The sequence below is a fragment of the Pedobacter aquatilis genome (assembly GCF_032678405.1).
Lineage (GTDB): Bacteria > Bacteroidota > Bacteroidia > Sphingobacteriales > Sphingobacteriaceae > Pedobacter > Pedobacter aquatilis_A.
Genome location: NZ_JAVTSJ010000003.1, coordinates 453,541 through 477,147, shown reverse-complemented (window position 1 = coordinate 477,147; position 23,607 = coordinate 453,541). Strand labels below are relative to the sequence as shown.

Sequence of the window (23,607 nt, the reverse complement as noted above, 5' to 3'; positions counted from 1 at the left end):
TTATTAAATATTATTAAAATGAAAAAATATATATTCATTCTCTTCGCAGCCGCAATTTCATTATCGGCATGTAAAAAAGAATTTTTAGATCAGAGCAATCCGAACGCGGTAACTGTTGGGCAGTATTTCACTTCATCAAACGATGTGCTTCTGGCAGTTAATGGTGCTTATCAATCTTTAAGGAGCGGTAATAACATCGGCGAAAACAGTGGTTTATACACTGATCAGCGCTCTGATGATACAGGTACCAACGATAACCAGTCTAATGCCGGCGAGCCTTTCCAGTTTGGCGATTTTAGCATTTTACCAAGTAACAGCTATTTAAAAAGCCATTGGGTAAGCCTATATCAAACCATTACAAGGTGTAATGTAATTCTTTCGAATATTGATAACGTTACTTTTAGCAGTGCAGATACTAAAGGTCAGTATCTTGCCGAAACTAAATTTATCAGGGCTTTGATTTATTTCCAGCTGGTAAGAAAATGGGGCGATGTGCCATTGGTTACTAAACAGCTTACTACAACTGCTGAAGTAAATGCAAATACTTACCGCCAACCTCAGGCTACAGTTTATGCGCAGATTGTAACTGATTTAAAAGATGCGTTAAACAGCAATTTACCTAATCTTCAAACGGGGGCAAATGCGGGCAGGGTGTCAAAAGCAGCGATAAATGGTTTATTAGGACAGGTTTATTTAACAATGGCATCAACTTTCGATACCAATAAGACCGAAAATCTGACGAACGCCAATACTTACTTAACAGCTGCTTACAATATGAAGCCTTTTACGGCTTTAACGGCTGTACCTTATGCTGATGTTTTTGATGTAACCAAGAAAACAAGCAATCCGGAAGCTATTTTCGAGATCGTTAACATTCAGGGAAACATTAACTACAGCTCAAGCATCGCAGCAGATAATCAGGCTTTAGGTGAAACTATTAACTCATTGAAAGCGCCGACAGGTGTAGGAGGTAATGTTACGCCAGATTTAGTTCTGGATTATGAAACAGGCGATCCGAGAAAAGATTTTTCAATTAAATATGCTGCAAATACAAAAGTTCAGGATTGGTTTGTAACTAAATACCGCGACGCCAGCGCTGCGGCAACCGTAAACGGTTATGGTGGTAATAATTGCATGATTATGCGTTTCGCAGATATCATTTTAATGCTTGCAGAGGTTAATATGCAGCAGGGAAATGATGCAGTAGCCATTCAGTATCTTGATATGGTTAGGGCAAGGGCCGGAATGCCTTTATATGCAGTTGCACGTACTAATGCAACTTATAATTCTAAATATCCAACGTTGAAGCTTGCTATTTTGCACGAGCGAAGAGTTGAGCTTGCCTTTGAGCACCAACGTTGGTTCGATTTACTTCGTTTCTTTAATACAACAGAACTTGTTGCTTTTTTCAAAGCAAAATCGCAGGCAAATTTTGGTAATGCAAAGCTTAGCAACTTTAGTACTAAAGACAGGTATTTCCCAATTCCTAACGATGAGGTAAAGTTAGATCCGGTAAAGATGTATCAAAATCCTGGATATTAATTTATTAGCTTATTCCAATGTTATATTTATGGTGACTGAAACTTCAGTCACCATTTTTTGTAAAACCATAGTATGAACACATTCAGAAAAGTATTAATCGCATTGATAATTATCACTGCCGGCTTTAGCGCTCAAGCGCAAAACCCCGATAAAAAACTTGCAGCGGTTTTTAATAAAAGCAATAAGCAAATTTTAGTTGCTGCCCATCGTGGCGATTGGAGAAATGCGCCTGAAAACTCCCTCAAAGCTCTCTTAAATAGTATTGAGAAAGGCTTTGACATTATGGAGCTGGATGTTAAAATGACTAAAGACAGCCAGATGGTGGTGATGCACGATAATACAATCGACCGAACCACTAATGCGAAAGGAAAAGTAAGCGATTACACACTTGAAGAGATACAAAAATTCAAACTAAAAAACGGCTTAGGGCGGGTTACAACTCATGGAATTCCGACGATGAGAGAGATGATGCTTGCCGCTAAAGGAAAAATTATTGTCAATGTTGATAAAGGAAATGATCACCTGAAAGAAGTGTTCAAAATTCTACAGGAAACAGGCACATTGCATCAATCGATTGTAAACGTTGGCGATAACATTGATTATCTGAAACTAAGTAAAGATGAAATTATTCCTGAAGATGCTTATTTAATGGTAGTAGTTAATATGAAACGGGATGATGTAGCATCAGTTGTGAACAGTTATCTGCCAAATAAAAGAAGCATTATTCAACCGATTTTTGATACTGATATTCTTAAAAGTCTAAATACTATCCCTGAAATAGCCAAAAGTCAGGTTGTTTGGTTAAATAGCTTGTGGCCATCATTAAATGGCGGCCACGACGATGATAAAGCTGTTGAAGAGAATCAGAAACAGGAAAGCTGGGGTTGGCTAATTGCAAAAAAGCCATCCATATTGCAAACTGATAGGCCTACTGATTTGCTTATATATTTGAAGGAGCTGGGTTTGCATAACAAATAAAAAACATAAATATAATTTGAAGGAGGTGGGGAATTTAAAACTCACCTCTTTTTTTCAGGTAGCTTGTTGAGGTTAGCAGCAATAAACTTTGAATTAATTTGATAAACTCAATTGTATTACCAAATTTGCAGTCGATATTTTAAAACTAACCGAAATGAAAAAATCCCTTTTATTGATTGCATTTATCGCCCTTTTTATATTTTCAGCTTCTGCCCAAACCAAACCACCATTTTGGGATGATGTACAAACCATAAAGAAATACGACCAGATGTTTAAGCCACCTGTTAATCCGGTGCTTTTTGTGGGCAGTTCATCCATCAGAAAGTGGGATGATTTAACACAGGTGTTTGCAAAATATAATGCACTAAACCGGGGGATTGGCGGCGCAGTAATCAACGACATTACTTTTTACCTTAATGATGTTGTTTTTCCTTATCAACCCCGTCAAATTGTACTCTACGTAGGCGAGAACGATATCGTGAACGAAAAAGTAACTGCCGATACCGTTTTAAACCGGACAATTGCACTTTATAAAGCCATCAGGGCAAAATTGCCTAACACACCTATCGTTTATATTTCCATTAAACCTAGTCCAAGCCGCGATAAGTTTCGGGATAAAGCTGTTGCATCAAACGCATTGATAAAAAAGTTTCTGGCGGGCGAAAAAAATACAGTGTTTATCGATATTTTTCCAAAAATGCTTAAAGACAATCAATCAAGAAGTGAATTGTTTGTGAGCGATATGCTACACATGAACCATGATGGCTACGCAATATGGGAAAAAGCAGTGAAGCCATACCTTTTAAAATAGCCTGTTTATCAGGTCACTAAATTATTTTCATATATTTATTTTTGCCTAATCTCCCTATCTGGCATGAAGAAAATTTTATTGTTTTTAGGCTTTTTATTGCCTGCCTTTTCTGTAATTGCTCAGGATTTACTGGGTATTCCGCAAATTGTAAATTATAATAACGAGCAATATAACGGCGGTGTTCAAAACTGGGACGTGCAGCAAGATAAAAACGGAATTCTATATTTTGGAAACAACGAAGGATTATTAACCTTCAACGGTAGTTTCTGGAATATTTACCGCCTGCCAAATTTTACATCTATACGCTCAATTGGTATAGACTCAAAAAACAGGATTTATGTGGGTGGGCAGGATGAAATCGGTTATTTTTTTCCAGATACAAAGGGGATTTTAAAATATCATTCTTTGGTTAATCTCCTGCCTGAAAATCTTCGGAAAATTGCTGATATATGGGATATTGCCATCATGAATGATGAAGTGTTTTTCAGATCGGTTAGTGCAATTCTCCAATATAAAGATGATGTAATTAAAGTCTACAAACCGGCAGCTACCTGGGCTTATTTAGGAAAAGCAAACAATAAAATTTATGCGCAGGGAAGAAACGCTGGCCTTTTTTTTTACGATAAGGAGGTTTGGAAACCCGTATGTACTGATGAGATTTTAAAAGATGCTTCTATTACATCATTATCTGCCTACAGTGGCGACACCTTGATTGTCTCAACCTTAAAAAGAGGGTTTTTCCTTATTCATAATAATCAGCTTTTTCCATTTAAAACCAAACTCGATAATGTCTTTATTAACGACAGGGTTTTCTTTGCAAGTCAGCTTAATAAAAACCTGTATGCCATTGGCACCAATTCGGGTGGGGTTTACCTGATGAATAAACATGGTGAGCTCACCCAGAAATATAACTATCGTGAAGGTTTGCAAAACAATAATGTAAGGGGTATTTTACTCGATAGGGATAAAAATATGTGGCTTGCACTTGACGATGGCATTGCCTACGTTGCAATAAACAGTGCTATTAAAAGTATCTCACCCGACCGCAATAAACAAATCACGAGCTATTCTTTTAGGAAAATAAACGACCGGATTTACATAGGTACATCTAACGGGCTTTATACCTCAAAATTAAATACAAATTCCTCAGATTTAAGCTGGTCTACTTCTGCTTTTGAAGAAGTTAAAAACACAAAAGGACAGGTTTGGGGACTCGATGAAATTAACAGCCAGCTCTTAATGGCTCATGAAGATGGTGTTTTTGCCATTATAGCTAACAATGCTGTGCCAGTTTATGCAACTCCTGGAACATGGATGTTTCAGGCAATGCAAAATGTCTATCCTGTAAAAAGTGTACTTGCAGGTACTTATGCAGGTTTGCAGGCAATAAATTATACGAATGGAACATTCAGTAATGGAGGTAAGGTAGAAGGAATATCCGAAACGCTTCGTTTTATCGTTGCCGATAACAATGATAATATCTGGGCTTCACATCCTTACCATGGAATATATAAAATTGAGCTTGCGGCTGACGGTAAAAGAATAGTAAAAACAACGCTCTTTACTGATAAGAATGGTTTACCCTCAAAACTATATAATTATGTCTACCGCATTAAAAACAGAGTTGTTATCGCAACAATTAATGGTGTTTATGAATATGATCAAAAGCAGAATCGCTTTTCGAAATTTAAAATGTTTGGCAATGCTTTAAATAATTTTTCAATTCAATACCTTAAAGAAGATAATGATGGTAATGTTTGGTTCGTAAGCAACAAAAAGGTAGGTGTGATCGATTTTCATAAGCCTTCGACGAGCAGCCCATTTACCATAATTTATTTACCTGAATTGGATGGGAAGGTTGTTGGGGGTTTTGAATCTATTTATACCCTGGATAATGAAAATGTTTTTATTGGTGCAAATAAAGGTGCTTATCATATAAATTATGAAAAATATGTAGAAAACCTTTCGAAACCGCGAGCGGTAATTGGCCTCATAAAATTGATGGGACAAAAGGATAGTGTAGTTTTCGGTGGTTATTTTATTAAAAACGGGCAAACCATTTCAAAGCAGGATTTATCTGACAAACCGGAGTATAAAAATTCGCTCAACTCTATACATTTCGAATTTTCTTCTACATTATTCGAACACGAGAAAAATACTAAGTTCAGCTATCAGTTGGTAGGTTTTGATGATGGCTGGTCGGCGTGGAATTTCAAGCGTGAAAAAGATTATACCAATTTACCTCACGGTGAATATACTTTCAATGTTAAAGCCCGAACCGATATCGGTAACGAATCGGAAATAGTAAGCTATACATTTATAGTATTGCCTGCCTGGTATAACACTGTGTGGATGAAAATAGCATACCTGATTATTTTTGTTGTGCTGTTGCGCTTGTTAATCAGGTGGCAAAAGAATAAGCACATTAAAGAACAGGAAAGTATGAATTACCTTCATCAGCTTGAGCTAGACCGCACAGAAAAAGAGATTGTAAGGCTACAGAACGAAAAACTCGCAGCAGATGTAACTTATAAAAATAAGGAGCTTTCTACAATGACCATGCACCTCGTGCAAAGAGGAAAGGTACTGGCAAAAATTAAGGATGTCATTTCATCGGTTATAAAAAATCAGGATAATGTAACTGAAAATTCACCTAGTTTCAGGCATTTAATCAGGCTGATAAAAGATGTAGAAAAAAAGGATCAGGAACTCGATCACCTGAGTGTTCATTTCAATAATGTAAATACAGAATTCTTCAATAAGCTTAAAGATTTATACCCAGATTTAAGCCAGAACGATTTAAAATTCTGCGCATATCTTAGCATGAATTTATCCTCAAAAGAAATGGCACAGCTTATGAATGTGACTATAAAAGCGGTAGAAGTTGGTCGTTACAGGCTCAGAAAAAAACTTAATCTGAAGCCTGAAATTAATTTATACGAGTTTTTAATAGACATTTCTAGGCAAAAACCACTTTAAAAGCGACATTTTACCGTTTTAAATGTTTTAAAATTTGTTAACATTTAATGTATTGATATGCAGTTGTTTAATGAATTTGTGTAGTGCTTATGTAGTGGATAAAGTAGTGCTAAATCAAAAGATTTTAAACTTTGTAGTGTTTGTGTAGCACAAAAATATTACACAATCGTAAAACTCCTCCATAGATTTGAATCGAGTTATGGCACCAACCATACTCGAACTAACCAAATATTAACTTAAAATTATTTTCTATGAGAAGAAGATTTACATTCGTATTCTTCATTTACTGTATCATGGCATTTCCGCTGGCGCTATTTGCGCAGGATATCACCGTTACAGGAAAAGTAACTGACCAGAAAGATGGAACGCCGCTTCCTGGTGTTACTGTTAAAGTTGAGGGCACATCCCGGGCTGCATCTACAGATCCAAACGGAGCATTCTCCATTCAGGCTGCAGTAGGCGCAAAATTATCAGTAAGCTTATTGGGCATGGTTTCGCAAACGGTAACAGTGCCAACAGGCGGAAAGATTAATGTATCGTTACTAACAGATACCAAGGATCTTAGCGAGGTTGTGGTTGTAGGTTACGGTACACAAAAGAAAAGTGTTGTAACCGGAGCGATTTCTAGTGTTAAAGCCGCCGATCTTGAAAATCAGCCAACAACTTTACGTTTAGAACAGGCGTTACAGGGAAGAACTTCAGGTTTAACCATTGCTGCACAATCTGGTCAGCCAGGATCAGCATCAACGGTAAGGCTAAGGGGTTTCACCTCTTTCGGCGGAAAAAATAACCCACTTTGGGTTGTTGATGGGGTTGTTGTAGACAACGGAGGTATTGGTTATTTAAATCAATCCGATATCGAGTCAATCGAAGTCTTAAAAGATGGCGCATCTGCAGCAATTTATGGAACCCGTGCAGCATCGGGTGTAATTATTGTAACCACTAAAAAAGGTAAGGCAGGAAATCTGAATATTTCTTACAATGGTTATTATGGTGAAGCTCGTGCTGCAAAAAAATTAAACCTTTTGAATGCAACGCAGTATGCTACTTTAAGGAATGAATCTTACCTTAATGATTATACGGGTACAACACCGGTTTTACCTTATCCAAATGCAGCATCATTAGGTGAAGGGACAGATTGGCAATCACTTATTTTTAATAATAGTGCAGCTCGTCAGAATCATGAAGTAAGCATAAGTGGTGGTAATGATAAATCTACATTTTTCTTATCATTCGGTTATTTGAAAACAGATGGTATTGTTTCTACTGAAGTATCAAAATACAATCGTGCAAATATTCGTATTAACTCAACCCATAAACTTTATAAATGGTTAACAATTGGCGAAAACTTAGGCTATAGTCACTCGATAACCAATGGAATAGGAAATACCAATAGTGAATTTGGTGGGCCATTAAGTTCTGCGATTAACTTGGATCCGCTTACACCTGCAATCATTACTGATCCAGCAGTTTACAATTTGCCTCCTTACAGTAACCAACCTGTTTTCAGAGATGCTAATGGTTTTCCTTATGGTATTTCGACCAGGGTTGCCCAAGAAATCAGTAATCCATTAGCAAGTATTAGAAGACAAATAGGAAATTACGACTGGGATCATAATATTGTTGGTAATGGATTTTTGGAGGCAGAGCCAATTAAAGGTTTGCGTTTTCGTTCTACTTTAGGTTCTAAGTTGGCTTTTTATGGTGGCGATGCTTTTAACCCAATTTATTATTTAAACTCTTCTACTTCAAATACCAGAACACAGTTTTCGAGAAATATTAACTATGTGATTACATATAACCTTGAAAATACTTTATCATATAGTAAATCGTTAGGTAACCATAATTTAAGTTTGTTGGTCGGTCAAGGTTCTTACAGTGATGGTTTTAGCCGCAGCGTAAGTACAACATTTTTTGATGTACCAGCAACAGATTTTTATTCAGCTTCTATGAGGTTCAAACCAGTTGCAACCAGTAGAACATCAGATGGTAGTGAAGGTACGGATCACAAAATCTTCTCCTTATTCTCGAGATTAACCTATGATTACAAAGAGAAGTACTTATTCTCAGCTTTAATCAGACGTGATGGTTCTTCAAGATTTGGAGCGAACAATAAATATGGTTATTTCCCTTCAGCACAAATTGGATGGGTACCAACAAAAGAGGATTTTTTCCCTCAAAATGATATTGTAAATTTCTTAAAAATCCGTGGAAGTTACGGTGTTACAGGTAACGATGGTATAGGCGATTTTGCTTATGTACCAACAGTGGGTAGTGGAAGAAACTATACTTTTGGTAATGCAAACGTAGTTAATATCGGTTATAGCCCTAATGCTTCTGCAAACCCTGATTTGAAATGGGAAGAAACAAGATCTAGTAATATTGGTATCGATGCGACAATTTTCAAAAACTTCACTTTAACAGCTGATTTATACAAAAAGAAAACCGTTGGTATTCTTCAGAACCCACCTGTACCAGGTTATGTTGGTAGTGGTAGTCCTGCTGCAAATATCGCAGATATGTCTAACAAAGGCTTTGAGTTTGAACTAGCTTACCGTAGACAAATCGGTCAGTTTGGTTTAAATATTAGTGGTAATGGTTCATTCATAAAAAATACCATCGATAAATTAAGCCCAGGTATTAATTTTATTGATGATAGCCAGGCAAGTTTCCAAACTTTAGGCACAATAACCCGTACACAAATCGGCCATTCATATAATGAGTTCTTTGGTTATGTAAATCAAGGTATCTTTCAATCGCAGGCAGAAATTAATGCTTATGTAGGTCCTAATGGATTGCCATTACAACCACTAGCAAAACCAGGTGATATTAAATTTGCTAATTTAAATGGCGATAATACCATCGATGCAAACGATAGAGATTTTATAGGAAATGGCATGCCTAATTTTACTTATGGTATAACTCTTGGATTAACTTATAAGAGCTGGGATTTTACCGCTTTTGGTAGTGGTGTTGCAGGGAACATGATTTTCCAGGGATTAAGAAGATTGGATATTCCAAATGCCAATTATCAAACTACGCGTTTAGATCGTTGGACACCTACAAATCCTTCAACTACACAACCGAGATTAACCGATGCAGACCCAAATAAAAACTTAACAAAATTCTCTTCATTATACCTGGAGAAAGGAGACTACTTCAGATTAAGAACATTCCAGATCGGCTATACGCTTCCTAAAGCTATAACAAGCAAAATCGGTTTACAGAAATTCCGCGTATATGCTTTGTCTGAGAATTTATTCACAATTACAGGTTATAGTGGTTATGATCCAGAGCTGGGTGCAAATAATAGTGGTAATGTATTTAGTGTTGACCGTGGTTTGTATCCGCAAGCACGTTCGTTTGTTTTTGGTGTAAATGCTAATTTTTAATTAATTAAGAATGAAAAGAAAAATTACTTATTTAGTTGTAATCCTGGCTGGAATGCAACTATTTGGAGGCTGTAAAAAATATTTGGAAATTAATCCTCAGGAACGCGTTCTTTTGGATAATTACTATAAAACGCCTCAGGATGCTTTTGCTGCATTAGTATCTATTTATGATAGATTCGGATTTCAAACCGGAGGACTTTACGATAAAGTTGCAATTATGGATGCTGCCTCTGATGATCAGGTTGCAGGTGGTGGTGGTCCATCAGACATTAATGATCTTCAGGTTGTAAATACATTCACTTTAAATTCACAAACTGGACCGCAAGGTTACCTTTGGAACAAAGGTTATGCAGGTATTTTTCGTGCTAATGTATTCTTGTCGAAAATTGGAGGCATTAATATGGATGCTACGTTAAAAGCAAGATATACAGGTGAGGCTAAAGCTTTACGTGCTATATTCTATTTTGATTTGGTACGTTTCTTCAAAAATATCCCATTATTAACTTCTGAGGTAGACCCAAAACAGATTTATGATGTGTTACAAGTACCTCCTGCAGATGTATATGCGTTAATTGAGAAAGACCTGACTGAAGCAATTCCAAGTCTTCCAAATACGGTACCTGGAGCTACAGAAGGTGGACGTATTACAAAAGGAGCTGCACAGGCGATGTTAGGAAAAGTATATTTGCAACAGGCTAAATATGCCCAGGCAGCAGAACAGTTTGCAATTGTTAACGGAGCAACTCCCGGTCAGGCAAATGCTACTTATGGATATAAATTGCTAGCCAATTTTGGCGATTTGTTTAAAGTAAATAATAAATTTAATACAGAATCTATCCTCGAAATTGTTCACGCTAACTCTTCAAACGGTGGTTGGGGTGATGCGGGTGCTTCTGAAGGTAATTTATTGAATATTATTGTTGGTCCTCGTGGATACAAGCCAATATTAGCTGGTGCACCCGACTACTACTCTGGTTATAGCTTTTTGGTTTTTACAAAAGAATTCTTCGATTTTATTCACTTCGATCCAAGAAATAAAGCAACTGTTGCTAATTTAGATAGTTTAGAGAAAAATGGTATCGCTACTTACGAAAAAGGTTACCAAAATAGTGGTTATTTCTTAGAAAAAACAATCGGTAGAGTTGCTGATAAAGCACCAACTGGTCAAACTGAACTAAATTTTCCTCAGGATTCTTATGAAATCAGGCTAGCAGATACTTATATGCTGGAAGCTGAATCTATTTTACAAAGTGGAGGAGCAGTTGGAGCAGGAAGTCGTGCTTATCAATTATTAAACGCAGTTAGGGCCCGTGTAGGATTAAATCCTGTAGCGGTTACAATGGATAACATTATGCGGGAAAGAAGGTTGGAACTTGCTGGTGAAGGCCATCGTTTCCCGGATTTGGTTCGTTGGGGTAAAGCTGCAACCGTATTAGCCTATAAAGGTTTTACTGCGAATAAAAATGAGATATTTCCAATACCTCAAGCAGAATTAAACAATACTAAAATACTTCAGAATAAAGAGTACGGCGGTACTAAATAAAATATTTAAGGGGGTGGGATTTTCATCTGCCCCCTTTTTATTACACTTTTTTACCATTCGGTTACTACATTCTTAACAACAGGAGTAAGGCTCATAAGCTCCTTAAAAATCTAATTCTTCTACAATCTAATCATTTGCCAATATGAAATTAAAGGCGATAAGCTATTGCTTTGCTCTAATTTTAAGTTCTCAAGCATTAAAAACATCGGCTCAGAATAATGCCGAACTCTGGCTAACTAAAGCCGATCGTTCAGTTTTATTTACCAAACAACCCAATGATTTAAAATTTTCTGCTGCTTCAAATAACAACCCAACTATCACTGTAAATGATAAGGAAACTTATCAGCCAATTGATGGATTTGGCTATGCTTTAACTGGAGGTAGTGCTCAACATATCATTAAAATGTCTGCACTAGCAAGAGCAGCCTTGTTAAAAGAGTTATTCGCAACTGATGGGAATAATATTGGTGTGAGCTATATCAGGCTAAGTATCGGTGCTTCCGACTTAAATGAAAAAGTATTTTCTTATAATGATTTGCCCGAAGGGCAAACTGATTTAGGGCAAACTAAATTTGATTTAGGCCTTGATAAAGTTGATGTAATTCCGGTAATGAAGGAGATCCTTGCCATTAACCCTAAAATTAAAATTCTGGGCTCGCCATGGTCTCCTCCCTTATGGATGAAAACAACTTATGATGCACGAGGCGGTATGTTAAAACCGGAATACTACGATGCCTACGCCAAATATTTTGTAAAGTATATTCAGGAAATGAAAAAGGAAGGCATAACAATTGATGCCGTTACGGTACAAAATGAGCCTTTACATCCTGGAAATAATCCTAGTTTATTAATGGTTGCACCTGATCAGGCTTTGTTCGTTAAAAAGAACCTTGGTCCGGCATTTGAAAAGGCAGGTATTAAAACCAAGATCATAATCTATGATCATAATGCCGATCGCCCGGATTATCCAATATCTATTTTAGATGATCCTGAAGCAAAAAAATATATTGATGGCGCTGCTTTTCACTTATATGGTGGTAAAATAGAAGCTTTAACTGATGTTCACAATGCGCATCCCGATAAAAATATTTATTTCTCTGAGCAAATGGTTGTAGAAAGACCTGGTTCGGCTGGTATTAATATTACAGGGCCAGTACGAAGATTAATTATTGGTGCTACAAGAAACTGGAGCAGAAATGTTTTAGAGTGGAACCTCGCCGCCGACCCGGAAAATAAACCGTTTACAGATAGAGGTGGTTGCCCAACTTGCCAGGGAGCCGTTACTATCGATAAGGATAATGTTAGCCGGAATATCGCCTACTATTCTGTGGCCCATGCATCTAAATTTGTTCGCCCGGGTTCGGTTCGTATCGCATCTAACGAGCTTGCTGATTTATCGAACGTAGCTTTTAAAACACCTGATGGAAAGAAAGTGCTAATCGTGGCAAACACAGGTAAAGAAACTGCAAATTTCAATATCAACTATAAGGGAAAAAACCTTTCTGCAACTTTAGATAAAGGCGCTGTTGGTACATACATCTGGTAATTTAAAATAAATAATATGCTTCTAAATAAAATTAAATTCATTTTCATCTTTTCATGTTGCATCCTGCTTGCAAAACAGAATTATGCTCAGGGATTTTTAAAAACCGAAGGAAAGAAAATTGTAAATACCAAGGGTGAAAATGTTTTGCTTCGTGGATTTGGTCTTGGTGGCTGGATGTTGCAGGAAGGCTATATGCTTAAAATCAATAAAGATGCGCAACAGCATAAAATACGCGAACGGCTTGAGGATTTAATGGGGGTTAAACAAACGCAGGAATTTTACGATGCCTGGTTAAATAATCATACCCGTAAAATTGATGTCGACTCGTTAAAAGCCTGGGGTTTTAATTCTATCAGGCTACCAATGCACTATAATTTGTATACGTTGCCGGTTGAAAAAGAGCCTGTAGCAGGGCAGAATACCTGGTTGGAAAAAGGTTTTGCGCTAACGGATAGTTTGCTTTCGTGGTGCAAAGCAAACAATATGTATCTGATCCTGGATTTACATGCTACGCCCGGCGGACAAGGAAACGATACCAATATATCTGATCGGGATGCATCAAAGCCGATGCTTTGGGAAAGTGAAGCCAATCAGCAAAAAATGATTGCACTTTGGGCTAAACTCGCAAATCGTTATAAAAATGAACCATGGATTGGTGGTTACGATATCATCAATGAACCTAACTACGGTTTTTCTAATCCCGCTGAAGATAAAAACGGTACTAAGGAAAAAGTAAATGCACCGTTGAGGAAATTAATGGTTGATATTACCAAAGCCATTCGTGAGGTTGACCAAAACCATATTATCATTGTTGAAGGGAACGGTTGGGGTAATAATTACAATGGTATTTTCCCGCTTTGGGATAAAAATATGGTATTAAGTTTTCACAAATACTGGAATTATAATGATCAGGCTTCTATTGCACACATGATAAAAGCACGCGATGAACAGAATGTACCGATCTGGCTTGGCGAAACTGGTGAAAACTCAAATACATGGTTTACTGATGCAATTAGTTTATTGGAAAGAAATAACATTGGCTGGGCATGGTGGCCATTGAAAAAAGTTGGTTTTAATAATCCAATGGAGATCAAATCAAATCCAAATTACAATGCTGTTGTTAATTACATGAATAATGGCGGAAACAAACCAAAAGAGAGCAATGTTTATAGTGGTATGATGGAATTGGCGATTTATACAAAACTCGAAAATACGATCATACACAGAGATGTAATCGATGCAATGATTCGCCAGCCACATACAGATGATACAAAACCTTTTAAAGCAAATATTATTAAAGATGGTGCAGTAGTTTACGCTGTAGATTACGATTTAGGTAAGAATAATAAAGCATATTTCGATTTAGATACTGCCGATTACCATACGGTTACAAACAAACGTTCATCGGGAAACCGGGGTCGAATTTATAGAAATGATGGTGTTGATATCATGAAAGATTCAACGCAATACGAAAGATATTTTGTTACCAATATCGAAAACGGAGAGTGGTTACAGTATACACTTCAGGTGACGAAAAAAGGAAACTATACGCTGAAATTGAATACCGCATCAGCTAATGATAATGGAAAAATATCAGTAGCGGTTAATGGTAAAATTGTTGCAAAAGAGATTCCTGTACCAAATACCGGAAATGCGAAGAAATTTATGCCTATGGAAATTAAAAATATTTCGCTAGCTGCCGGAAAACAGGTAATAAGGGTTATTACTGATACGGGAGGTTATAATTTTAGCTATATTCAGTTTGTAAAATAAACTAACGAAATCAGTGTTTAGAGGCTATAAGCGCATATTGTTAATTCTTGGCAGTGTAGCTGCATTTATTTTTACCCTTTCCCGGTGTATGAACGCAGCGGATAAAATTCCAGGCGATGTAAGGGGCGAAAACTATGCTGGAGCAGCAACCTGCATAAAGTGCCATGCAAATGCAGCCCAGTCTTTTATACACAGTGCTCATGCCCTGACTTCTGCACCAGCAAATCGTAAAAGTCTTGAAGCCTTCTTAGAAACCGATTCTAGCATTTTCGCTTTTAATCAACACATGAAAATTAAAGTTGAAAAAAGAGATAGCGGAATTTATCAGGTAGCTTATATTGATGGTAAACAAACCAGAATACAAGGTTTCGATGTAGCGTTTGGTTCTGGCGAAAAAGCATTTACTTATGCTTACTGGAAAGGAAAAAAGCTTTATCAATTGCCATTATCACATTTTTCGGCGATAAAAACCTGGGCTAACAGCCCGGGTTTTCCAATAAACGTAATGTATTTCGACAGGCCAATTACCAGCAGGTGTTTGGAGTGCCATAGTTCTTATGTTAAAACGGAAACGAAGCAGGTATCTGCACTGGCAATGGATGAAGACCTGGAGAAAGGTTCCCTAATATACGGTATAGATTGCGAACGTTGCCACGGGCCTGGAAAGCAGCATGCTGTTTTTCATTTAGAAAATCCTGAAGAAAAATCGGCGAAGTTTATCACAATTTATAAAACACTTAGTCGTAAACAAAAAATGGATGCCTGTGGAGTATGCCATTCAGGCAATACACTTACCGCTATTCAATCAGTTTTTAATTTTCAACCCGGCGATAATCTCGATAGTTATTATGCACAGGATTTTGTATCCTTTAGTGGTGCAAATCCTGATGTGCATGGCAACCAGACCGCTATGTTGCAAGGTAGCATGTGTTACCGTAAAAGTGAAATGACTTGCCAGTCGTGTCATAATTCGCACGAAAGTATTAAGGGAAATATGGCGATCTATTCTCAACGCTGTATAAGCTGTCATCAGTCTCAAAAACATTCAGAATCAACGTTGGCCAAAGGTATTTTAAAAAGTAATTGTATTGATTGCCATATGCCAATGCAGCCATCTAAACTAATATCCTTCCAAACTGCGGGTAGTAAGAAAGTTAGTCCTTATATGCTTCGTTCACATCATATTGGCATTTATCCTGCAAAGTAAATAGCGTTATGTTGTTAAAAGCCAAGCTTTCTGACTGGAAAAGGACTTGTATTTCGTACATTTGATTTCAATCGTTAATCAGATTTAGCCGGTATGCCTTTAAAGTTCTACGTTTCAGTTTTGCTCCTCACTTTATCATTTTATGTTGCTTTAGCCCAGAATAAGTATAATTTAAGTGGTACGATTAGAGATGCCAATACTGGCGAAACTTTAATCGGGGCCACGGTAAAATTGAGTGGGAAAACCAGTGCAGGCACTTTAACCAATGCGTACGGTTACTATGCTTTGAGCCAGCCGGAAGGCGAATACACATTTGTTGTAAGCTACGCTGGTTATGCGTCAATAGTTAAAACCATTAACCTAACTAAGGATACAAAGTTTAATGAAGAGCTTAAAACCGCCAACGATTTAGCCGAGGTTACCGTTAGCGCTACCAACCGAAAAAATGAAAATGTAAAGAGTGCGCAAATGGGCTTGGAGCGTGTTGACATGAAATCATTAAACTCAATTCCGGTTTTACTAGGTGAGAAAGATATCTTAAAAACGATTCAGCTGTTGCCTGGTGTCAAATCGGGTGGCGAGGGGAATACCGGTTTTTATGTTCGTGGTGGTGCTGCGGATCAGAATCTTATTATTTTAGACGAAGCTGTGGTTTATAATTCTTCGCATTTACTCGGTTTTTTCTCCACATTTAATGCCGATGCAATAAAGGATGTGAGCTTGTATAAAGGAGGAATGCCTTCGCAATACGGTGGTCGTTTATCTTCTGTTTTAGACGTAAAAATGGATGATGGTAACAATAAGGAGTTCAAATTTCAGGGCGGCATCGGCTTAATCGCCTCGAGATTAAAAGCGGAAGGCCCGATTGTAAAGGATAAAGGTTCGTTTATGGTTAGCTTCAGGAGAACTTATATCGATTTATTTTTAAGGGCTTCGCCCGATTCATCCATCAATGGAAGCACTTTAAATTTCTATGATATTAACGCAAAGGCAAACTATAAGATCGATGATAAAAATACCATTTACCTTTCAGGTTATTTTGGTAAGGATAATATTGGTGTTAAAGATTTGTTCGAAAATAATTGGGGTAATGTAACCACAACTTTAAGGTTAAATCACATTTTTAACGATAAACTTTTTTCCAACACATCGCTAATTTATAATAACTACAATTATACTGTCAGGCTGCTGAATGATGTTACCAATTTTAAGGCGACATCGTTGGTAAGGGATTTTAACCTGAAACAGGATTTTCAATATTTCAGCAATAAACATACACTTCGTTTTGGTTTAAATGCAACCCATCATCGCATTTCGCCTATCGATATTACAACATCACAACAATCGCAGGTTAATTCACTTACACAGGAAAAACGTTACGGATTGGAGTCTGCGATATATATGTCGGATGAATGGGCGGCTACCGAGAAACTAAATTTTTTATACGGTGTTAGGGTTGCTGCATTTTCTTTGTTGGGGCCAGGCAATTTCAGTAGTTATGATGCTGCCGGAAATATTATTTCGACAGACAATGTTGGAAGTGGTAAATTTTATAGAAACTACTTCAACTTAGAGCCAAGATTTTCGGTAAGTTACCTGTTTAACGAAGAAAATTCAATAAAGGCTTCATACAACCGCAATACACAGAATATCCATATTTTAACAAATGCTACATCGAGTTCACCTACCGATCAGTATGTGCTAAGCAGCAATAATATTAAACCTGAAATCGCTGACCAGATCTCCCTGGGTTATTTTAAAAACATTAAAGAAAACACTTATGAACTATCAGGTGAAGTTTATTACAAGTGGCTCCAAAATCAAATAGAATATAAAAATGCGGCACAGCTTCTGGCAAATTCAAATGTCGAATCAGAATTGCTTTATGGTTCGGGCAGGGCGTATGGACTGGAGTTATTCCTGAAAAAGAAATTCGGGAAACTTAACGGATGGGTTGGTTATACGCTTTCTAAAACAGAAAGAAAATTTGCTGAATTAAATAATGGGAATTACTTCCCTGCACGACAGGATCGAACTCACGATGTGTCGGTTGTTGGTATTTATAATATGAACCGCCGCTGGACATTCTCTTCGAGCTTTATCTACAGCACGGGCAATGCGGTAACTTTTCCGGCAGGTAAATATTCTATCGGCGGCCAAACAGCTTATTATTATACCGAACGCAATGGAGGTCGAATGCCTTACAATATGCGTTTGGATATTAGTGCAACATTGGAAAGTAAGAGAACGGGTAAGTACCAATCAAGCTGGAATTTTGGTATATATAATGTTCTCGGACGGAAAAATCCATATTCCATCGAGTTTAAAACCGACCCAACCAACACGAACAGAACTATTGCCGAACAAACCTCCCTGTTTGGTTTGATACCTTCGGTAACCTGGAATTTTAAATTTTAACAAGACATGAAAAGATTAATTATATACGCTTGTTTTATTAGCCTGTTATTTTCATCGTGCAAAAAGATTATTAGCATAGATACTGATAATGCGCCACCTCAAATTGTAATTGAAGGAAAGATTACCGACAAGCTTGCTAACCAACAGATAAAGATTACAAAGACAATAAATTACGACGATGATATAGCTTTTCCAACGGTATCAGGAGCAACAGTAAAAGTAACTGATAGCAGAGGTAATAACTACGTTTTTACAGAAACAGCGCCAGGTATTTATACCAATCGAATGAGGGGCGTTTCTGGTGTTACTTATAACCTTGATGTTACGGCAGAGGGAAAAAATTACAAAGCAACATCTAAAATGCCTAATAATGTAAAACTAGATTCTATTGGGGTGGTTTTAAACTCTTTCTTTGGTAACGATCGTAAAACTGCTGTTGCGTATTTAGTTGATCCGGCTAATGAAACCAATTTCTATCATTTCAATTTATACGTTAACGATTACCTATCGCAAAGGTTTTATGTGTCGAACGATCGCCTTACAAATGGTAATCCGCTCCGAATACAATTGTTCTTCAAATCGAACAACAATAATAACGACAGTGATGAGCTGAACACGAATGATAAAGTTAGGATCGAACTTGAATGTATTGATTCAAATGTATTTGATTACTGGTATGCACTAAGTGAGCAATCGAGCCGCGGCCCCAATCAAGGCACAACGCCTGCCAATCCTACTTCAAATATTTCAAATAATGCACTGGGTTATTTTAGTGCTCATACTTATCAATCACTTAATTTAGTTGTGCCTTAAACAATCCGAAACATCTTTAAAATTGCGCTGTTAATATTTATATGAAAGTTTTTATAAGCGGTAATATTGCCGAAAGTGGATTAGCATTATTAAAAGAGAACGATATAGAATTTACTCAATGGAAACAAGCCAGGCAAATTAATCCTCAGGAACTGATTGAGGCCTGCCAAAAAGCTGATGCACTTGTTAGTGTTGGTCCGAATAAAATCGATTCAGATTTTCTCCATGCATGCAGCCATTTAAAGGTGATTGCCTTACATTCTGTTGGTTTTGATAATGTAGATGTTGCTGCTGCAAAAAGCCTGAATGTTCCTGTTGGTAATACACCAGGCGTATTAAGCGGAGCAACTGCCGATACTGCTTTTTTGTTAATGCTGGCGGTTTCGAGAAAAGCATTTTACCTCCACAAGAAAATTATTAATGGCCAGTGGCGAAATTATGAGCCTACACCTGAACTCGGAATAGAACTTAATGGAAAGACTTTAGGTATTTTTGGAATGGGGAAAATAGGTTTAGAAATGGCAAGAAAATGTGCTGCGGCTTATCAAATGCCTATAATTTATCATAACAGAAATAGAAATCAGGAAGCTGAAGAAAATTTAGGTGCCAGATATGTTTCTTTTGATGAACTGCTTAAGCAAAGCGATGTACTATCTGTACATACAGCATTAACAACAGAAACTAAAGATAAGTTTAATCTTGCTGTATTTAAAAAAATGAAAACCTCATCAATTTTTATCAATACTGCAAGGGGTGGAATTCATAATGAAGCTGATTTAACGACAGCGCTGAAAGAAAAAATTATCTGGGGTGCGGGTTTGGATGTTACAAATCCGGAACCTATGAACGCTGATAATCCATTATTAAATATGGAAAATGTTGCCGTACTTCCTCATATTGGTTCAGCAACTCAGGAAACCCGAAGTGCAATGGCGAATCTGGTAGCCAAAAATATTATTGCAGGTTTAAATGGTGAACCGCTGCCACATCAGGTATAAATAAAAAAGTCAGGCATTGCGCCTGACTTTCTTTTTAAAAGCTTTAATGTTATTTAACAGTATACCTAAAAACCGATCGGCCCAGGTTTCCGTTTTCATCAATACCTTCAACAACAACTTTATATTGTCCTTTGCCATCAGCATTATAAAACTCGAATGAGGTAGCTCCGGTTTTATCCGTTACAAGCTTCGGATTCCAGTATATAGTTGTCCTTAAATCGTTTCGGTTAAGGTTTGCAGGATTATCATATTTCGGCATGTAAAACTGACGCTCTTTATTGTAACCTTGCGGTGAGAATGTAACCTCATAATTTTTAGGCAACATATCCATTAGTTCATTTTTAGATATTTTAGTTCCTTTTGGCATTTTTTTCTGGTTGATAACAATTACGCCATTTATGTTATTAGCCCTGTTAACTAAGCCAAGTTCATCCTTTAGGAAGACTTCTACTGACTCGATCATTTTCACATCTACCGTATTAATCTGGTTAACATCCATCATAATTCCGTTAATGAAGATGCCCATTGGTGTTTTATTTCCCTGGTTATAATCTCTTGTAACGTAAAAATTATTATCAATGAAAGTTGTACCCAATGCCATGGTTTGTAAACAGTTTACAAGTAAGTTGCAGCCTGTTAACCTGTCGCCCGAAATTTCATGGTCGGCAATTGCAGATAAGCCTGATAATGACGGATAGTCTTTGTGGCTCACCTTTGGTACTGCCGCACCTTTTATGGTAACATCTTTTAATGTATGCAAATAAGAATATTGTTTTTTACTGTTGTCCAGATAAGCCGTTAAAGTACTGTCTATGTTAAGCACTTCCTCTGCGGCACTAAAATTCCTGCTTATACTCGGTACAGGCGAACCATTCAGGCTGATCGCCATGCTTTTATAGTTTACGTTATATTTAGCAGTAATGGTAACTTTAGATGAATCGTTAAGGTTAAGGTTCGAAAACTTGAAATTTCCTACCGGATCCGTTGTTCCCTCAAGATTAAATCTCTTGTCAGGAATGGTTAAAAGTAAAGCCCCTTTTCGAACCGGAATACCATTTGCCATTCTTAAAATACCTGAAACTTCAATTCCCTGTTCAGGAGGGAAAACAATTTTCGGAAGCTTGTTATCAATGATATCGGTATAAGAATAGCTGCGGTAGCCCTGGGTTAAGAGTAATACATCCAGATCCGCTGTTTTTTTAGCATCTGGTGTACTAAAATAGTAGTTTGGCCTTTCTATATAACCTCTTACATCACTGTTTAAAAGTAAGCTTGTTAAAATCGTACTTGCTCCATCTTCGTTAAATGGTACTTTGGTTTCATCAACTACCGATACGGAGAAATTTCCTTCCACAGGTGCTCCATCTTTTTTTGAAGACAGGTTTATTTTTACTTTTTTCTTTGGACCGTAAGTTGCAACAGGGCTACTTAGTACCAGGGACATTGCATTTTTATTTTGAACAAATACCAAACGCTCACTTAAAGGTTTACCATTTTCGGCCATTAAAGTAAACTGTGCAATACCTAATGGAAACTTACTTTTAAGTATTGTTGTGCCGTATTCTTTGTTTGATAAAGCGGTTTGGGCACCGTAGCAAATTACACCTTTGCTTTGTGCAATCAGGTAGAATTTCTTGCCTTTATTGGCTTCAAAGAAGCTGTCGTTCGAAAGAATTTTTATTGCAATATTTTCAGCATCGGTATTGTCGGCTGTAATGGTAATGCCCGATGCAGTTATGTTTGGTAAATTAATTGTTTGTGTTGATCCATCAGCGTAAGTTACAGTTGCTTTATAGTTTTTACCAGTTTCGGGCAGTAGGCTGAAACTACCCATACCCAGGTGCTGGGCTGTAAAAGTAGCTACTTGTTTACCATCGTTGTCAGATACAACACCCTTAGCATTTATTCCAAGTCCATCACTCTTCACTGCCTTAAAGGCTATTTTATTTGTTATGCCTGCTATAAGGTTTCCGCCTTCGGGGAAAAACTGAAAATCTTTACTGATTACCGCATTTTTTAACTGAAAGGTACTGTTAATAATATCTTTATCTGTGGTGTTGATGCTCGTGATCAATTCTCCTTTTTGTAGCTGATATTCTGCTTTTTGATTAGCAGTCATACTTATGGTTAAGTAACCATTAGCATCTGTAGTCCCTCTTCCTTTGGCTATCGATGTGTAGCTGGTAACTACTTGCCAGTTTACAGTTTTATTAGCATAAGGTTTGTTGTTGATATCTTTAAACTGTACCCTTGCATCAATCTTTTCCTGTTTATCGGTTGATAGGTTTTTATAACTTATATGTGTTTTCAACTCCTTGTCAATTGCCTCCCCGATATAAAAGGTTTTGTTGAAAAAGGCAGGGTCGTTTGAGTTTAGCATCCAGTTTGTATAAGCCCTGAAATGGTAATTGCCTTGTTTATAGCGCTCCATAGATAGGGGAATATTTCCTTCTGCCATACCACCGGCAAGCGGGAGTTTCACCGTTTGTATCAAGGAATCACGCTGATTAATTACATCGACATATACAATTTTACTGATTCCCGACAAGAAATTTTGGTTTTCAGTAACATATGCTTTAAACCAGATGGTATCGGCTACAGCATAATATGGCTTGTCAAAATGGATGTGTATTTTCTCAGTAGGGTAATCATTTAAAACCTTATTGGTTTTGGTAATAATCGTATTAATGCTAATGGTATCAGTTTGCGCCGATGATGAAAAATTTACAATAAATAAAAAAGATACTGCTATTAATAAAATTCTAAAAATCTTCATGAAAGGAAATTAATTACTTAGGATGTAAATATATCCAATTATAAATAGAGCTCATAGCTTAGTAAAGTGTTTAACATTTTTTTACATAAAAAAAGCCGGTAATGCTTTTAGCAAAACCGGCAATTATATATACTAATGGATGTGAATTTGTTATTTATATTCGATTAAGAATTCACTTAATGGTTTACGTACTTTTTTAAGGTTTACTAACCAGTCGTTAGCTTCATCTCTGTGGCCTAATGGCAATAAGGTTACACTTTTTAAACCTAATTTATCTAGTCCTAAAAGTTCGTCGAGTGCAGGGCCATTAAAACCTTCCATTGGCGTAGCATCAACTTTTAATAAGGCTGCCTGGGCAATTGCAGCGCCAAAACCAATGTAAGCCTGACGGGCAGCATGATTAAAGTTTTCATCTGCTGTTCTTCCCAAAATCATTCCTTTAAGCTGTGCTTTATAAGCATCAGTTGCTGTTTCAGGTAAACCACGCTCTTTGTTCATGTGGCTGAATGTAGCATCAATACCTTCTTCTGTGTAATTATCGAAAGCAGCAAAGATTAATAAATGAGAAGAATCTATAACCTGCGATTGATTAAATGCAATTGGGGCGATTTTTTCTTTTAATTCCTGGTTAGTTACTACAATTACCTTGAAAGGTTGTAAACCAGATGATGTTGGTGCCAAATGCGCAGCAGCAACAATTTGATCAACTTTTTCATGTTCAACTGGCTGGCCGTTCATTTTTTTAACAGCATAACGCCAGTTTAAAGCTTCTATTAAACTCATATTTTTAGAGATTTTATTTCAATTAATGAAGCAAATATCTAAAATGCT

At 37.0% G+C, this 23,607-nt stretch carries 14 protein-coding genes; 12 read left to right on the top strand and 2 right to left on the bottom strand.

Annotated elements, in window-relative coordinates:
* The first annotated feature begins 18 nt into the window (after positions 1-18).
* From R2R71_RS11395 to R2R71_RS11340, 12 genes are all read left to right on the top strand, one after another.
* Positions 19-1,542 (top strand): RagB/SusD family nutrient uptake outer membrane protein, encoded by a 1,524-nt coding sequence (locus R2R71_RS11395; RefSeq protein WP_316831389.1) that lies wholly within the window; start codon positions 19-21, stop codon positions 1,540-1,542.
* A gap of 72 nt (positions 1,543-1,614) precedes the next feature.
* Complete coding sequence (locus R2R71_RS11390) at positions 1,615-2,520, top strand: glycerophosphodiester phosphodiesterase family protein (protein WP_316831388.1); 906 nt, start codon at positions 1,615-1,617, stop codon at positions 2,518-2,520.
* Positions 2,521-2,674: 154 nt separating this feature from the next.
* On the top strand, positions 2,675-3,331 hold the full coding sequence (locus tag R2R71_RS11385) for a GDSL-type esterase/lipase family protein (protein WP_316831387.1): 657 nt from the start codon (positions 2,675-2,677) through the stop codon (positions 3,329-3,331).
* 63 nt (positions 3,332-3,394) lie between these two features.
* The gene (locus R2R71_RS11380) at positions 3,395-6,310 is read left to right on the top strand and encodes a two-component regulator propeller domain-containing protein (RefSeq protein ID WP_316831386.1); all 2,916 of its coding nucleotides are present in this window, start codon (positions 3,395-3,397) and stop codon (positions 6,308-6,310) included.
* A gap of 251 nt (positions 6,311-6,561) precedes the next feature.
* Positions 6,562-9,702 (top strand): TonB-dependent receptor, encoded by a 3,141-nt coding sequence (locus R2R71_RS11375; protein WP_316831385.1) that lies wholly within the window; start codon positions 6,562-6,564, stop codon positions 9,700-9,702.
* A gap of 10 nt (positions 9,703-9,712) precedes the next feature.
* Positions 9,713-11,245 carry a RagB/SusD family nutrient uptake outer membrane protein gene (locus R2R71_RS11370; protein ID WP_316831384.1) on the top strand — a complete coding sequence of 511 codons (1,533 nt, stop codon included), beginning with the start codon at positions 9,713-9,715 and terminating at the stop codon, positions 11,243-11,245.
* A 142-nt stretch (positions 11,246-11,387) separates the two neighbouring features.
* Entirely contained in the window at positions 11,388-12,791 is a 1,404-nt protein-coding gene (locus tag R2R71_RS11365) for a glycoside hydrolase family 30 protein (RefSeq protein ID WP_316831383.1), read from the top strand.
* Positions 12,792-12,806: 15 nt separating this feature from the next.
* The gene (locus R2R71_RS11360) at positions 12,807-14,564 is read left to right on the top strand and encodes a cellulase family glycosylhydrolase (protein ID WP_316831382.1); all 1,758 of its coding nucleotides are present in this window, start codon (positions 12,807-12,809) and stop codon (positions 14,562-14,564) included.
* 88 nt (positions 14,565-14,652) lie between these two features.
* Complete coding sequence (locus tag R2R71_RS11355) at positions 14,653-15,771, top strand: multiheme c-type cytochrome (RefSeq protein WP_316831381.1); 1,119 nt, start codon at positions 14,653-14,655, stop codon at positions 15,769-15,771.
* 93 nt (positions 15,772-15,864) lie between these two features.
* The gene (locus R2R71_RS11350) at positions 15,865-18,189 is read left to right on the top strand and encodes a TonB-dependent receptor (protein ID WP_316831380.1); all 2,325 of its coding nucleotides are present in this window, start codon (positions 15,865-15,867) and stop codon (positions 18,187-18,189) included.
* Positions 18,190-18,195: 6 nt separating this feature from the next.
* A complete protein-coding gene (locus R2R71_RS11345) occupies positions 18,196-19,002 on the top strand; it encodes a DUF4249 domain-containing protein (RefSeq protein ID WP_316831379.1) in 807 nt (268 codons plus the stop codon).
* 41 nt (positions 19,003-19,043) lie between these two features.
* A complete protein-coding gene (locus R2R71_RS11340) occupies positions 19,044-20,000 on the top strand; it encodes a D-glycerate dehydrogenase (RefSeq protein WP_316831378.1) in 957 nt (318 codons plus the stop codon).
* Between the two features lie 49 nt (positions 20,001-20,049).
* Here R2R71_RS11340 and R2R71_RS11335 read toward each other — a convergent pair whose 3' ends face one another.
* Positions 20,050-22,776 (bottom strand): Ig-like domain-containing protein, encoded by a 2,727-nt coding sequence (locus R2R71_RS11335; protein ID WP_316831377.1) that lies wholly within the window; start codon positions 22,774-22,776, stop codon positions 20,050-20,052.
* 150 nt (positions 22,777-22,926) lie between these two features.
* Positions 22,927-23,559, bottom strand: a complete 633-nt coding sequence (locus R2R71_RS11330; protein ID WP_316831376.1) for a nitroreductase family protein — start codon at positions 23,557-23,559, stop codon at positions 22,927-22,929.
* Between the last annotated feature and the right edge of the window lie 48 nt (positions 23,560-23,607).

Coding starts and splice junctions, on each gene's coding strand:
- R2R71_RS11395 (WP_316831389.1), top strand. CDS start 19: ATGAAAAAATATATATTCATTCTCTTCGCAGCCGCAATTTCATTATCG.
- R2R71_RS11390 (WP_316831388.1), top strand. CDS start 1,615: ATGAACACATTCAGAAAAGTATTAATCGCATTGATAATTATCACTGCC.
- R2R71_RS11385 (WP_316831387.1), top strand. CDS start 2,675: ATGAAAAAATCCCTTTTATTGATTGCATTTATCGCCCTTTTTATATTT.
- R2R71_RS11380 (WP_316831386.1), top strand. CDS start 3,395: ATGAAGAAAATTTTATTGTTTTTAGGCTTTTTATTGCCTGCCTTTTCT.
- R2R71_RS11375 (WP_316831385.1), top strand. CDS start 6,562: ATGAGAAGAAGATTTACATTCGTATTCTTCATTTACTGTATCATGGCA.
- R2R71_RS11370 (WP_316831384.1), top strand. CDS start 9,713: ATGAAAAGAAAAATTACTTATTTAGTTGTAATCCTGGCTGGAATGCAA.
- R2R71_RS11365 (WP_316831383.1), top strand. CDS start 11,388: ATGAAATTAAAGGCGATAAGCTATTGCTTTGCTCTAATTTTAAGTTCT.
- R2R71_RS11360 (WP_316831382.1), top strand. CDS start 12,807: ATGCTTCTAAATAAAATTAAATTCATTTTCATCTTTTCATGTTGCATC.
- R2R71_RS11355 (WP_316831381.1), top strand. CDS start 14,653: ATGAACGCAGCGGATAAAATTCCAGGCGATGTAAGGGGCGAAAACTAT.
- R2R71_RS11350 (WP_316831380.1), top strand. CDS start 15,865: ATGCCTTTAAAGTTCTACGTTTCAGTTTTGCTCCTCACTTTATCATTT.
- R2R71_RS11345 (WP_316831379.1), top strand. CDS start 18,196: ATGAAAAGATTAATTATATACGCTTGTTTTATTAGCCTGTTATTTTCA.
- R2R71_RS11340 (WP_316831378.1), top strand. CDS start 19,044: ATGAAAGTTTTTATAAGCGGTAATATTGCCGAAAGTGGATTAGCATTA.
- R2R71_RS11335 (WP_316831377.1), bottom strand. CDS start 22,776: ATGAAGATTTTTAGAATTTTATTAATAGCAGTATCTTTTTTATTTATT.
- R2R71_RS11330 (WP_316831376.1), bottom strand. CDS start 23,559: ATGAGTTTAATAGAAGCTTTAAACTGGCGTTATGCTGTTAAAAAAATG.